The organism is Paenibacillus sp. 05T425 (assembly GCF_056396205.1).
In genome coordinates, this window is record NZ_JBFTLA010000001.1 from 289,494 (window position 1) to 302,704 (window position 13,211).

Below are 13,211 nucleotides of genomic sequence, written 5' to 3' on the forward strand. Positions count from 1 at the left end.
ACTCATGCCTCCATTTCTGCAATGATTGCGGCAAGCGCTGTGGCGAGCTGCGGATGCGCGGCTGCCAAGTCATGCCCCCATATTTCGCGAAGACCAAGCAAACTTCCTACCGTCTGTTCCAGCGGCCAGTCTTCAGACTGCGCCTTCGCCCATACCGCAGCAATGATATCCAATTGATCTGCATCGTCACGAACCCTATAGGGCTCGCCAGCAAGCGTATTCCCTCTAAAACCATCGCTAACACGCTCCACTTTGTAATAACGAAGCAAACCTGCGAATCCTTTCATAAGGCCATCCGCCAAAGGCTCCCCGCCTTCCGCATAGTACAGCAGAGTAGGCAGAAGCCTAACTTTGAATTTGCTCAGACTATTCATGGCAATGTCGGCAAGCCTGTGGAAAATATACGGATTCAGAAACCGTTCATATACCGCATCCGCATAAGCTGCAAGCTCCTCCGCGGCTATCGGCAGCGCCGGAATAATCTCCTTCTCTACGGTCTCGCGAACGAGCTTGCCAAGTGTGTCATGCTCCATCGCTTCTCTAACCTGTGGAATGCCGTACAGCAAGCCAAGCGGCGTCATCAACGTGTGTGCTCCGTTCAGGATGCGCACCTTACGAAGCTGATACGGCTTCAGATCGTCGACCCAGTGGACGTTAAGCCCCGCCGCGCGAAGCGGCAACAGTCGCTCAAGCTCCTGCTCGGCTTCTATGGCCCAGAAGTGATACGGCTCAGCCGTCGTCAGCATCGGATCGGAGTAGCCCCATTCGTCGAACCACGCATCCGCCTGCTCTGCATCGGGATAACCCGTCACAATGCGGTCAACAAGCGAGTTCAGAAACCGGTTATGTTCGCGAATCCATTGCTTGAACGCCTCTGGAAATCCCCAATCTTCGCTGTAGCGAAGCACGCAGTCGCGCAGCTCGTCGCCGTTGCGCTCCAGCAGCTCGCACGGCAAGCACACGAGACCGCGAGCCGGATCTCCTTCAAAAGCAATATACCGCCGGTACAAAAACTGAGCCAGCTTGCCGGGATACGATTGAATCGGCTGCCCGTCAACAAGCCCTTCCGGTCTATAAACAAGTCCTGCCTCCGTCGTATTCGATACGACGACCTCAAGATCCTCGCTTTCCGCCAGCGACAGCCAAGCATCCCAATTCGAATACGGATCGAACACCTGTGAGAATACTTGAATCACTTCGGTGCGCGAGACGCGCTCGCCCCGCTCCAATCCGCGGATGACCAGCGTATACAAGCCGTCCTGCGCTGCCAGCGCGTCGATCTTCGGCTTGCCTCCAGGGCGCGGCTGCGTCACTGCAACCGCCCCGTCGTATAACCCTTGCCTCCGGCATTCATGCAGCATCCAATCTACAAATCCGCGAAGGAAGTTACCCTCGCCGATTTGAAGCACTTTAATCTTGCTGCTCGCAAGCAGCTCACTTGCCTCCGCCTGCTTTGTATGCAAAACCTTGCGGTTCATTATCGTTGTCATTGTCTATCAAACTCCTTCGTATTTGGATACGAATCATGGTGGAACATTATCTGCCTTCTCCTTCATTATAAAAAACAATATCCGTGCATGAAATGTTCGGAAAGCGCTTATTTGTACTCTTTTTTGATATTTGATACAATCTCATTGACTGTTTAACGACACCCATTTGGAGGTATCCATCTGAACCGATGAACCCCTATCGCAAGCAATTCGACGCCAGCACCGCCTTTCCGTTCGAATACGTCTACCGCGACTCCAAGAGTGCGCAGAACGAGCTGCCGGACCATCTGCACGACTGGCATGAGATCGTCTATATCTATAGCGGCAGCGGCACCTTCTTCATTGATCAGACGTTCGTCGCTGCCGAGCCCGGCGATCTGCTGCTCATTCCCGGCAATACGATCCACCGCTCATTCCCTGATGCTGTCGATCCGAAGCTCTCGACCGCTCTCTTCTTCAGCGGCACGCTCGTTCACGGCTCGACGCTCGGCGATACGTTCTCCTATATGCGCTGCTTCGAGCTTGCGAAGCGGCAACGTCGCTATAAGCTGCTGACTACAGATGCCGAGCGCGAACAGATCGAATCCTTTATCGAAAGCATTCATAGCGAGCATAAGGATAAAACTCCGGGCTACAGGCACGCTTCGCTCATCCAACTGCAGCAGTTGCTGTTACTTGTCAACCGAATGATGAGCGCTACCGAGCATTTCCAAGCAGCTTCCTCGATCGCGCCGCATTGGATGACGAGTATCCTCGCATTCATCGACGAGAACTTGGGTGAGCCGCTCGGCTTAGCCCAGCTTGCCGCGCGCGCCGCCGTTACCCCCTCGCACTTCTCGCGTCTGTTCAAGAAGCTGACCGGCCTGAACGTCACCGAATACGTAACGACGAAGCGCATTATTCGCGCGAAGGAGTTGCTCGCCGAGACAGACTCGCCTATCGCTGAGATCGCGCAGCTGTGCGGGTTCGAGAGCTTGCCCCATTTTCACCGCATGTTCAAGAAGATGACCGGCTTAACCCCCGCCCGTTACAAGAAAATCTAGCTGCTCTGCCGTGCGAATATGGCTCATATAGACGGTGTTGGTTACTTGCCGTTACGGCACGTCCGCCTCCCACATATGCTGTAGTTCAACACCGATCCGTACGGCAAGGAGGTTGTACATGCTTCGTTCGAATGTGAAAACGTACAAATATCGCGTCGGCAAAAATAAATATCTCGTCATCAAAATCGAGCAATTGGCATCAGCCAAAGCGTTCGACGGCAACGTCCTTGCGAGCAACGCGCTTAATGTGAAAATCTTCAAGACGGAAAAGCCAAGGCGCCGCTAGTCACTCCCGCCTGACAGAGTCATGAAGAGCATGCTCCGTAAGAAAGGGGGTGACCGCATGAAACCGAATAAACGCAAGCATTCGCGTCAGACGAATACGACCAAATGGTCGAACGGCACGACGAACGTTCATGTGAAGCAAGGCGCCAGCGCTACGATTAATCAAGGCGGCAACGCATTCGCTATTAACGCTTCGGAGATCGGCGTCGTTCGTATTCGTCCTGGAGCACAAAGCGTGCCGACTCGCAGCTAATAAATACAAAAAGGACAGTCCTGCACCCGCCTTAACGGCGGTTAACAAGGACTGTCCTTTTTAGTGTTACTATTGCATTCCCTCACGCTCCGAACAACCGCATTAGCACGATGCCGGCAAACGCCAGCACGATACCGATCAGCTCCGTACGAGAGAATACTTCCTTCACGACCAGTCTCGTATACAGCAGGACGATCAGCACATTAAGCGCCGTCACTGCGGATACGAGTCCCGCCTTGCCCAAGTCGAAGGCGGTCACGATGAACATCATGCCAACGACGTTCGTGATGCCGACCGCCATGCCAACGAGAAACGTCCGCCGCGGACTCCAGGCCTCGCCCTTCATCTCGCTTGCCGCCGCCACGACGGCTACCTCCTCACCGTCACGCGCTAAACTGCCTTGCTCGCGCTGACGGTCACGCAGCCACCAGACACCGAAGCAGCTTGCGCCGGTGACGAACATATAGAATAGCGTCGGGAACAGCTCCGCTTCCAGCAGCGTCGACCATTTGCCAGTAAGATCATTGCCCGCGAACAGCAGCATCGCTAGCAAGCCCCACTGAGCGCCCTGCAGGTTGCGCAGCGAAATATCGTTCGAATACCGAACGAGCAGGATGCCGCCAACGATAATGGCGAAGGCGATCAGTTGCATCGCGTGCAGCCGCTCGTTCCATATCGCGAAGGCGACGACAACGACGACGATCGAGGGCAGCGCGGTCAATATCGCCACCAAAGATGCTTTGCCTACGGCGAACCCTTTGAACATGCTCGCATTCGCGCCGAACGAGAACAATCCCATTTGAATGCCGACGAGCGCCGCCGTCGACCAATGGGACGAATATAGCAGCGCGCACACGATGCTTATAACCGCACCCATCGTGAAGGTGCCGCATAACAGCAAATTGCGGTTAAGCGGTTTTTGACTTGTATAATGATAGAGGATGCCTCGCAAGCCGAAGCTGAATGCTGCAAGGACCGAATACGTCAACCACATGAGTTACCATTAGACCCCTTCCCTAAATGCCCTGTTGTCGTGTTCTATCATAGCAGGCGTTAGCGAATTTGTCTGCTGGTTCAATTGGAATCCTTGCCTTGTTATTGTATAATACTACCATTGATAGGATTAAGAGTTTGACTCACTAATTAAAGGGGATTCTCATGCCGTTAGTACAGACAACAAAAAAACCATATCTGCCCGAGCTCGACATTGTCAGAGCAATCGGCATTATGGCGGTCGTTATGATCCACTCCACTTCGTCGGCTGTGAGCAGCTACGACCATTCTTCCTCCTTTTATCCGGTTTATGTTTTTCTCAACCTGTTCTCCAAATTTGCCGTGCCCGTCTTCATCTTCTTAAGCGGTTTCGTACTGTTCTACAACTATTACGGGAAACCATGGACGTTAAGAACGACCGGGCAATTTTACAAAAAACGCATTACGAAGCTGGCTATTCCGTTCGTCCTATTCTCATTTCTATATTGGGCTTTCGTTAAGCTGGTCGGTCCGGGCTTCGTCGATCTGAAGACGTTTATCGGTTATTTCACCGATCCCATATTTTGGGACAAGCTGCTAATCGGCAAAACGTATACGCATCTGTATTTCATCGTCATCATCATTCAGTTCTATCTGCTTGCGCCTCTTTTGCTAAGCACCCTTAAGCGATTTCCCTCGCTTGGCAATCATATCGTCTGGATCGGACTGCTCGTACAGTGGGTGTTCATCTATAAGATTGTACCTATGTTCCATTTGAAATATGCCGCTAGCTATTCGCTAACCTATATGTTTTATTTTGCGGCAGGAGCGTTTATCGGAATCCATTACTTGAAGCTGGCAGGCTGGATTAAGATTCAGAAGCAGAATGCCTCGGCTGGCAAAATAGCAGCTTGGATCGCGCTTTGGACGTTGTTCCTAGGCAGCGGCATCTATATGGTGATGAACGGCTATCATATGAATGTGTATGGTCATTTCCTTATTACGTCGAAGCAATTGGAATACGTAAATGAGGTGCAATGCGTAACGGCAGGCCTCGTGCTCATTCAGCTCTCGCACTGGATCTACGACAGGTGGAATAAGGTATTCGTTCGCGCGCTCCTTCATATCGGCGCAGCGTCCTTCGGCATCTACCTGCTCCATCCTATCGTTACCTACTACAACCGGCTCATGCCAACTGGCGGAAGCTCGCTTCTCTACCATCTCTCGATGGCAATAGGGTTCCTCATTGCCCTTATCCTCCCATGGCTGATTGTTTCGCTTAGCGCGAAATGGAAGTGGCACTGGCTGCTGTTCGGCCCCCTTCCAACGAATAAGCAAACCGCGCCTCATAGCACTGCACCTCCCACAACCATAACTGCCTCATAGGCTAAAAAAGAAGAGGCTGCTCTCAGAAGGGCCTCTTCGCTATCTTGCAATTAACAGGAGTTTGTACCTCTAATTCAGCAACTATAACATGTATACAACCATTAACGCCTTTTTCTCCCGTTATTCCCTCCATTTCCATGCTTGGGCAATAAAATGGTCAATAATAGCGGGATAAATTCCAGTTATTTGATCAATCGCTTGATTTCTGCTGAAATTAACGGGATGAATTCCAGTTATTTCACTGCAGGAGCTATGCTGCTTGCCAATGACCTCGCAATAACGGTCAACACGATTACACCTACGCTTGCACGATCACATACTTCGCCCGTACGGACGAGTTAACGGTAAGCGTCCCTGACTCAATCGGCGTCGCAACGCTGTCCGCGGCGAATGATGCCGCCTTGAACATCGGAATCGGGCCGCTCGCCCGAGGCAATTGCTGTACTTCGAGCGGCACGCTCGAAATGACGACGCCGAGCGTCTGCGCCACTGTGATCGCTCGCTGGGCGGCATCTCTTACCGCATTCGACAGCGCTTGGTGCTCGTAGAGCGCAGGCTGTGAGGTTGTCAGCCGAATGCTGGTCACGGAATTAGCTCCGCTTGCGACAGCAGCATCTACGACAGCGCCAGTCTGCGCGACCTGATCCACCGTTACTTGCAGCATATTGGTCACCTGATAGCCGCGAAACACCTGCTTCCCATCAACGAAATCATACATCGTATCGATTCGGTAATCCTGCGTCTGCAGCTTCTCGCGAGGGATGCCAAATTCTAGCAGCGCTTCAATAACCTCAGTAGCAATCTTCGCATTGTCCGCTTGAACGCTCTGAAGCTCAGTTCCTTCCGTGACTACGCCAAGATCGATGATAGAACGGTCGGCAGGCGCCGTAGCTGTTCCTTCTCCGATCACCTCAATCGTCCCTGGATTTCTCTGCACGAATGCAGGTGCAACGCCTCCCATGGGCGTTCCTCCATATCCGTTCATGTGCCAGCTCCCTTCTACTTCCAAGCTATTTGCTGATTACTATGGGTCTATACACTCTAACGAATTGCTCCATATATATGTTTCACCCTCCTAGTCGTATACCGCGCGCACGGTACGCCTGTTCGAATAAAGTATTACATCTTGTACTTGGGAGAGGTGAACCATTGACTACCATTACTATCGGTGCGATTGGCGATTTGCTTATGAAAAACCCGATCATAGATTCTGCTAGAATCGGGCGAACGAACCGTTACGCCTTCGGCCCTATATTCGCGGGCGTCGCTCCTCAACTGCGCAACAACGACTTGCTTATCGGCAACCTGGAGACGACATTCTCGGGCACGCCATGGTTCGGCAGCAATCCGAATCGGGTAGGCCGATACGAGCTTCGCAACAAGCGAACCGGCAACCCGCTGTTCAACTGTCCCGATGAGCTTGCTTCCACGCTGAAAAAAACAGGCTTCCACGTCATGACGACGGCCAACAACCATTGCGCCGACGGCGGCATGTATGGGCTGAACCGGACTTTAGGCATTTTGGACAGCCTAGGCATTAAACATACGGGCACAGCAAGATCATTAGAAGAATCCCGCGGACAGCTCATTATGTACGTCAAAGGCATCGATATCGGCATTCTATCCTATACGTACGGGACGAATCGTATGCCAGTTTCTCAGCCGCATAAAGTTAATCTTATCGAGCCTCGGCGAATTGCCGCAGATATCGATCGAATCCGGAGGAAGAGCGACTTTGTGATCGTCTGCCTTCACTTTGGAACGGAATACCGCACCCGGCAAAACGCCGAGCAGCGCCGCCTCGTCGCCTTATGCTTCAAGCATGGCGCGAACGTCGTATTAGGTGCTCACCCGCATGTGCTTCAGCCCGTAGTGACAAGCAAAGTGAGAGACAAATATGGCGTAGTCAAGACGAGAGTCGCAGCTTACTCCCTCGGCAACTTCCTCTCGCATAAGCTGCATAACAGGATAGATACGATTCGAGCGATGATCCTTAAGCTTACGATTACGAAGGATGCGAAGGGTTCGACTGACATCGTAAGGGTGGGCCGTATTCCAACGATAGCTAGATCTTTTAAGCAGAATGGTCAAAAAACGTTCAGACTCGTCACGGAGTCTCGCGGCCGCCGATAGTGCGTAGCGACAAGACTCGGCTCGTCAGTATCGCTAATAAGTAAACAACACCAACAGCCAGCATCATATCAAAGCATACGTTGAAGAGAAACAGATGCTTGCCGAGATCGGCCTCACCGTCCCCCAGCAGCGGCACGCCCATGCCGAACAAGCCAATAAGGCCAAGACAAGCGAATATATCGATACGGGCGCGCTGTCTCTCCGCAGGGCGCCGCGTATATTCATAGACGATGCCGGCATAATAAACGAGATAGATTAAGCAAACAAACCATAATTTATTCGGTACAAAGTCATGCTTGAACTCGCTCCATAAACTGAACGTATATGCGATTGTGCCATATGGCTTTCCTTCGTCCTTGTCATAGCTTCCCAGATAGTAGGGTCGGATGCTCATCCCGCTCTCTGCACCGCGCTCAAGCTTCTGAAGGAAGCGGCCCGGATGCTTCATATAGTAGAGCAATACGTCCTTGTGACTCAGCTTGCTGTATAGATACTCTGTCAGAATAGGGTCATTTTGTTTAATAGCCGTATCGGTCTGAAAATAATTCGTTCCTGCCAGCACCTTGAACGACTCCGGCAGTCCAAGCTCCTTAAGCGCACCATCCGGATCGGGAGAATCCTTCAATATACCGTAGAACACGGTCTGATACAGGTTAATATGCTTCAGCCGCTGAGGTGCGGCTATATACATAACGGCCGTTGCGATCAACAGGACGGATGAGCCGATTAGAATCATTTTGCGCCATCGCTTGTCCTTGCGCAGTGCCCAGAACCTGGCCGCTATGAGGATCAGCAGCAATCCGATTGGAGCATTTTGCAGCTTCGTGCAAATAAGGCAAAAGCAAGCGATGAAGAACAGCAGCAGCAGCTTGCGTGCCGTTGTATCACTTGTCGCAACCGCTAGCGCCAGCCCAAACGTCAACAGCATGAAGATCAGCGTAACAGCTTCGCCGAAGAATGAATTGAAATAAGCGATATAGCCGATATCGAGGAAAACAAACGTCGCTATAACCACGATAACCCCATTTAGAAGTGGCCAGCGCGTTTTGTTGTATTTCATCCATATAACGAGAGCCGCAGCATATAAAAGACTGTACATAGAGGATAATACACGGATATCAAAATAGGAGCTATTGATAATCCGGCCTATAAATCCGGCAATCATGACGATAATAATCTGCGTCGATACATAGCCGCTCCATAACATTTTTTTGTAGGTGTAATCCGTATGGGCGAAGCCAAAATAGGTTTCTTGGTACGATTCACCCTCCGCATATCCGATGCCCCCTGCCCACATAATACGGGCGAAATCGCCGTTATCTGCGAGTCCGACAATCGGGCCCAGCATCAGAATGCCGCCAAGAATAAGTATTGCGGCCAAAGTGATGGCCCATTCGTTAGTAAATCTGAACTTGTTCAATAGAACCTCCCGATTTGATGAAATGAGAACATTATATTAGCATTCCCAATTCATGAATGGGTGAAGCAGGGAAGTTTCAATTGCACACTTCACTTTAACAACTAATAGTTATACACTTATTATAAGTAAGTAGTCGATTATGAAATTTCATTAGGAGGGAGCAGCGAAATGACGACTCAACTAAATCAATCGATTTCACTCGGCGAGGTTAAGCTGCGAGTTAGCAATCTTGAGCGTTCGATCCGCTTCTATGAGGATATTGTAGGATTAAAGCTGCTCGTGCACAGCGATGATGGTCAATCTGCCATGCTTGGCGTAGCGAGCGAAAATGAAGAAGCCGCAAAAATTTTGCTCGTGCTGGAACAAATTCCGCACGCGGTCATTCCAAGAAGACGTTCACATGCCGGGCTGTACCACTTCGCTCTCTTGCTTCCTGATCGCAAGTCGTTATCGCTTGTTGCCCGCCATCTAACTTCGGCCGGTATTCCCATCGGACAAGCCGATCATCTTGTGAGCGAAGCGCTTTACATCTCCGATCCCGATCATCACGGCATAGAAATATATGCCGACCGCCCTCGCGAGGAGTGGCAGCGTGACGCCAAAGGAGATTACGTCATGGCTAACGCCCCGATTAACTGGGATAGCCTGCTTGCAGCAAGCCAAGGGGAACATTGGAGCGGACTGCCGTTCGGAACTATCATGGGCCATATCCATCTTCATGTCAGCGACCTCGGGTCATCGCGTTCTTTTTATATCGACAAATTCGGCTTCGACATCGTCGGTGACTACAAGGAAACGATGCAGGCACTGTTCATATCCGCCGGCGGTTATCATCACCACATTGGGATGAACGTATGGGCAGGCGTCGGCGCTAGCTTGCCAGGGGCAGATTCCGTCGGATTAGACTACTATACGATTGTGTTCCCTAATGCGGAAGCTCGCAAGCAGTTGCTAGAGCATCTGCGCAGCAAAGGTATTACGGTTACAGAGAGAGGCGAAATCGCCATCGCTTATGACCCGACTGGTATCGAGATTCGCCTGCGGTATCGCAGGTAAACCAGTTGGAACGTTCTATGTTCTGCCCGCGCTTTGTCCGCGTATCGTACGATATTGCTTCGGAGAAACGCCTTCCGCCGCTCGGAATACACGGATGAAGTAGCTCGTCTGCGAAAAGCCCGTTCGGGCGGCAATTTCCGTTATCGGCAGCAATGTGGTGGCGAGCAATAGCTTCGCTGCAACGAGGCGGCATTCCGTCACATAATGATTCGGCGTCTTGCCCATTACCTGTTGAAACAACCTCAGAAAGTGAAACACGCTGTAGCCCGATAGCGCCGCCATACGCTCAAGCGTCCAGCCTTCTTCGCAGCGATGGCGGATTTGGTCGGCTGCGGCGCGAATCACGTTTTGCTTCTCCAATCCAGCCGAGCCCTCGAGCCGCACCGAATGCTGAGCGAGCTCCACTAATATTTCGTAGAGCAGCACCGATAGACGCGGCTCATTCCTCGTTTCGAACGGACGGCATAGCCCGTACATCTCCTCCGTTAGCTGCTTGAACCTCTCCTTGTTGGAGAAGGTGAAGAACCAGCTCCCGAAATCCTCTGCTTCCCTCAGATGAGGCAATTGAATCGTTGTGTCAAAATGAATCCACCGCACATCCCAAGTATCCTCGGGGATCGTCCCGTATTGCTGGTAAGCGCCGCGCGGAAACAGGAATCCGTCTCCCGCCCTCAGCAGCAGCTTTTCGCCTCCTGTATTGTTCACTGCATACCCGCTTCCACTAAAGATGAAATGCAGATTGTAATCCATCATTTGTCCTTGTTCTCTTCGCTCAGCATGCTGTGGATAGTCGTTGTACCTTCCGAGCGAATCCGGGTAGCACACATATTCAGAGAACGCCGGCTTCGGTAATACGAAATGCTCCAGCATCATATAGCCCTCCTTGATTCAACTCCGCAATATTCTAATATCAATAGCAGTATATTATCATTTACGATTCTACATATCGTTTTTACAATGATTAATATACACTACAACCGCAATATAGTCACACTAGAGCGATATCCAAGGAGGAAGTTACATTGAATATAACGAGTACTAACCCACATGATAAAGCGCTGGAGGAGTTCAAGCTAGGCGTCTGCTATTACCCTGAGCATTGGAAGGAAGAGCTATGGGAGGACGACTTCCGCCGGATGCGCGAGCTCGGCTTCACGGTCATCCGAGTTGCCGAATTCGCTTGGTCAATCTTCGAACCGCAAGAGGGCGTATTTGAATTTGGACTATTCGATCGCGCGCTTGATCTAGCGCATAAGCATGGTCTGAAAGTGATCCTCGGCACGCCTACCGCTACGCCGCCAGCTTGGCTGACACACCGTTACCCTGAGGTGCTTAACGCCACGGTAGAAGGCGTCGTCATGCAGCATGGCCTTCGCCGCCACTATAACTACAGCAGCCCGAAATACCGCGAGTTGTCCGCCATTATTACACGGAAGATGGCCGAGCAATATAAGAATCATCCGGCAGTAATCGGCTGGCAGATCGACAACGAGTTCAACTGCGAGATCGGAGAGTTCTATGCGGAAGCGGATCATATTGCCTTCCGCGCTTGGGTGAAGGCAAAATATGAAACGCTGGACCGTCTGAATGAGGCATGGGGGACCGTGTTCTGGAGCCAGACGTATTCGGACTGGGAACAAGTATTTCTTCCGCGAATCGGTCCAGGAGGCAAGCAGCCGAATCCGCATCTGGCGCTCGACGAGAAACGGTTTATTTCCGATAATACGATATCATTCGCGAAGGTTCAGGCCGATATTTTGCGCGAGCTAGCTCCGAACCATTGGGTAACGACGAACGGCTTGTTCGGGCATCTTAATAACCACCAAATGACTGATGAGCTGCTCGATTTCTTCAGCTACGATTCATATCCGCAATTCTCGACTATTTACTTTGATCCGAACGAGGTCAATCCGCTCGCCGACAGAGGGTGGAGTCAATCGCTCGGCGCTGTTCGCTCGATCTCACCGAACTTCTGCATCATGGAGCAGCAGGCCGGTCCGGGCGGCTGGGTGAACAAGATGGATATGCCGTCTCCTAAGCCGGGACAAATGCGTCTATGGACGTATCAATCGATCGCGCATGGCGCGAATATGGTGCTTTACTTCCGCTGGCGGACAGCGACGTTCGGCACCGAAATCTATTGGCATGGCCTTAACGATTACCACAACCAGCCGAATCGCCGCGTGCGCGAGGCCGGTCAGATCGGCGCAGAGCTCGCTGCTGCCGGCAACCGTATCGCCAGCACCCGCTACACGGCGAATATCGCTTTGGTTCGCGATTACGACAACGAGTGGGATGGCGAATACGATATTTGGCATGGGCCGTTCGCTTGGGCCAGCGGCAAGGCGTGGTTCAAAGCTTTGCAATATCGCCACATTCCTAGCGATACGTTATTCATGCGCGCAGGGACAACTCTTGCCGATTTGCAGCGCTATAAGGTGCTTGTCTATCCGCATCCGACCATTATGCGCGACGAAACGGCCGCGTTGCTGGAGCAATACGTGAGAGAAGGCGGCATCGTCATCTTCGGCTGCCGTACCGGCTACAAGGATGAGCGCGGCCATTGCTATATGCGACCATTCCCAGGCGCTGCGGCCGGGTTATGCGGTATTTCCGTAGAAGAGTTCACGATGGTTAAGGGAACTCGCTCACCTATGTCGATGACCTGGGAGCAGAAGTCTGCGAGCGGCGAATCGGTTGTGACTGGCGCAGACTCGTTCAACGATGTGCTGCTGCCTGAGGCTGATACGGTAGAGGTGCTTGCAAGATATGCGAGCGATCATTATGCGGGCAAACCTGCCGTCACGCGCAATCGCCTTGGCGCAGGCGAGGCATGGTACTATGGCGCGGTGTTCAACGATGCAGCGGCAGATCAAATCATCGATCTGCTGGGGCTTGCATCGCCAACGCAGGAATGGCTGCAGCTGCCGATGCAAGTCGAGCTTGCGGTGCGCGAGGACGAAAGCGGTCCGCTCCACTTCCTGCTCAACTACAGCAAGCAGCCGGCTGTTGTCACAATCAGCCAGCCGAAGACCGACCTGCTTACAGGGCGGCAGCTTAGCGGCGAGGTTACGCTCGAAGGTTACGGCGTTGTTGTATTGAGCTAACTACAGGTAATAAATAAATCAAGAAGCCTCCAAGGCTGCTAATGCAGCTTTTGGAGGCTTCTTGGC

At 52.0% G+C, this 13,211-nt stretch carries 12 protein-coding genes; 7 read left to right on the forward strand and 5 right to left on the reverse strand.

Annotation, left to right across the window (positions count from 1 at the left end):
- Window positions 1-2 precede the first annotated feature (2 nt).
- Window positions 3-1,490 (reverse strand): tagaturonate reductase, encoded by a 1,488-nt coding sequence (locus AC1DF0_RS01145; RefSeq protein WP_477572788.1) that lies wholly within the window; start codon window positions 1,488-1,490, stop codon window positions 3-5.
- Between the two features lie 188 nt (window positions 1,491-1,678).
- Between AC1DF0_RS01145 and AC1DF0_RS01150 the strand changes: the two genes are divergently transcribed.
- The 3 genes from AC1DF0_RS01150 to AC1DF0_RS01160 all read left to right on the forward strand — a co-directional run bounded on the left by AC1DF0_RS01150 (window position 1,679) and on the right by AC1DF0_RS01160 (window position 3,071).
- Complete coding sequence (locus tag AC1DF0_RS01150) at window positions 1,679-2,533, forward strand: helix-turn-helix domain-containing protein (RefSeq protein WP_477572789.1); 855 nt, start codon at window positions 1,679-1,681, stop codon at window positions 2,531-2,533.
- Window positions 2,534-2,651: 118 nt separating this feature from the next.
- Complete coding sequence (locus AC1DF0_RS01155; RefSeq protein ID WP_442050180.1) at window positions 2,652-2,819, forward strand: hypothetical protein; 168 nt, start codon at window positions 2,652-2,654, stop codon at window positions 2,817-2,819.
- Window positions 2,820-2,876: 57 nt separating this feature from the next.
- Entirely contained in the window at window positions 2,877-3,071 is a 195-nt protein-coding gene (locus AC1DF0_RS01160) for a hypothetical protein (RefSeq protein WP_477572790.1), read from the forward strand.
- An 82-nt stretch (window positions 3,072-3,153) separates the two neighbouring features.
- On the opposite strand, the gene AC1DF0_RS01165 is transcribed toward AC1DF0_RS01160, so the two are convergent.
- Window positions 3,154-4,065: an EamA family transporter gene (locus AC1DF0_RS01165; RefSeq protein ID WP_477572791.1), complete on the reverse strand. Its 912-nt coding sequence runs from the start codon at window positions 4,063-4,065 to the stop codon at window positions 3,154-3,156.
- A 164-nt stretch (window positions 4,066-4,229) separates the two neighbouring features.
- Between AC1DF0_RS01165 and AC1DF0_RS01170 the strand changes: the two genes are divergently transcribed.
- Entirely contained in the window at window positions 4,230-5,429 is a 1,200-nt protein-coding gene (locus AC1DF0_RS01170; RefSeq protein WP_477572792.1) for an acyltransferase, read from the forward strand.
- Between the two features lie 298 nt (window positions 5,430-5,727).
- On the opposite strand, the gene AC1DF0_RS01175 is transcribed toward AC1DF0_RS01170, so the two are convergent.
- Window positions 5,728-6,414, reverse strand: coding sequence for an SIMPL domain-containing protein (locus AC1DF0_RS01175; protein WP_477572793.1), 687 nt, complete (start codon window positions 6,412-6,414; stop codon window positions 5,728-5,730).
- Between the two features lie 164 nt (window positions 6,415-6,578).
- Between AC1DF0_RS01175 and AC1DF0_RS01180 the strand changes: the two genes are divergently transcribed.
- Window positions 6,579-7,562 (forward strand): CapA family protein, encoded by a 984-nt coding sequence (locus AC1DF0_RS01180; RefSeq protein ID WP_477572794.1) that lies wholly within the window; start codon window positions 6,579-6,581, stop codon window positions 7,560-7,562.
- On the opposite strand, the gene wsfD is transcribed toward AC1DF0_RS01180, so the two are convergent.
- Window positions 7,537-8,982 (reverse strand): glycan biosynthesis hexose transferase WsfD, encoded by a 1,446-nt coding sequence (gene wsfD / locus AC1DF0_RS01185; RefSeq protein WP_442050174.1) that lies wholly within the window; start codon window positions 8,980-8,982, stop codon window positions 7,537-7,539. The two genes, AC1DF0_RS01180 and wsfD, sit on opposite strands and share 26 nt — an antisense overlap.
- Before the next feature lie 168 nt (window positions 8,983-9,150).
- Here wsfD and AC1DF0_RS01190 point away from each other — a divergent pair, with 168 nt between their 5' ends.
- Window positions 9,151-10,038: a VOC family protein gene (locus tag AC1DF0_RS01190; protein ID WP_477572795.1), complete on the forward strand. Its 888-nt coding sequence runs from the start codon at window positions 9,151-9,153 to the stop codon at window positions 10,036-10,038.
- Between the two features lie 15 nt (window positions 10,039-10,053).
- Here the strand turns inward: AC1DF0_RS01190 and AC1DF0_RS01195 are convergent, their stop codons facing one another.
- Window positions 10,054-10,911, reverse strand: coding sequence for an AraC family transcriptional regulator (locus tag AC1DF0_RS01195; protein WP_477572796.1), 858 nt, complete (start codon window positions 10,909-10,911; stop codon window positions 10,054-10,056).
- Window positions 10,912-11,060: 149 nt separating this feature from the next.
- Between AC1DF0_RS01195 and AC1DF0_RS01200 the strand changes: the two genes are divergently transcribed.
- Window positions 11,061-13,145 (forward strand): beta-galactosidase, encoded by a 2,085-nt coding sequence (locus AC1DF0_RS01200; protein ID WP_477572797.1) that lies wholly within the window; start codon window positions 11,061-11,063, stop codon window positions 13,143-13,145.
- Window positions 13,146-13,211: the final 66 nt, after the last annotated feature.

Coding starts and splice junctions, on each gene's coding strand:
- AC1DF0_RS01145 (WP_477572788.1), bottom strand. CDS start 1,490: ATGACAACGATAATGAACCGCAAGGTTTTGCATACAAAGCAGGCGGAG.
- AC1DF0_RS01150 (WP_477572789.1), top strand. CDS start 1,679: ATGAACCCCTATCGCAAGCAATTCGACGCCAGCACCGCCTTTCCGTTC.
- AC1DF0_RS01155 (WP_442050180.1), top strand. CDS start 2,652: ATGCTTCGTTCGAATGTGAAAACGTACAAATATCGCGTCGGCAAAAAT.
- AC1DF0_RS01160 (WP_477572790.1), top strand. CDS start 2,877: ATGAAACCGAATAAACGCAAGCATTCGCGTCAGACGAATACGACCAAA.
- AC1DF0_RS01165 (WP_477572791.1), bottom strand. CDS start 4,065: ATGTGGTTGACGTATTCGGTCCTTGCAGCATTCAGCTTCGGCTTGCGA.
- AC1DF0_RS01170 (WP_477572792.1), top strand. CDS start 4,230: ATGCCGTTAGTACAGACAACAAAAAAACCATATCTGCCCGAGCTCGAC.
- AC1DF0_RS01175 (WP_477572793.1), bottom strand. CDS start 6,414: ATGAACGGATATGGAGGAACGCCCATGGGAGGCGTTGCACCTGCATTC.
- AC1DF0_RS01190 (WP_477572795.1), top strand. CDS start 9,151: ATGACGACTCAACTAAATCAATCGATTTCACTCGGCGAGGTTAAGCTG.
- AC1DF0_RS01195 (WP_477572796.1), bottom strand. CDS start 10,911: ATGATGCTGGAGCATTTCGTATTACCGAAGCCGGCGTTCTCTGAATAT.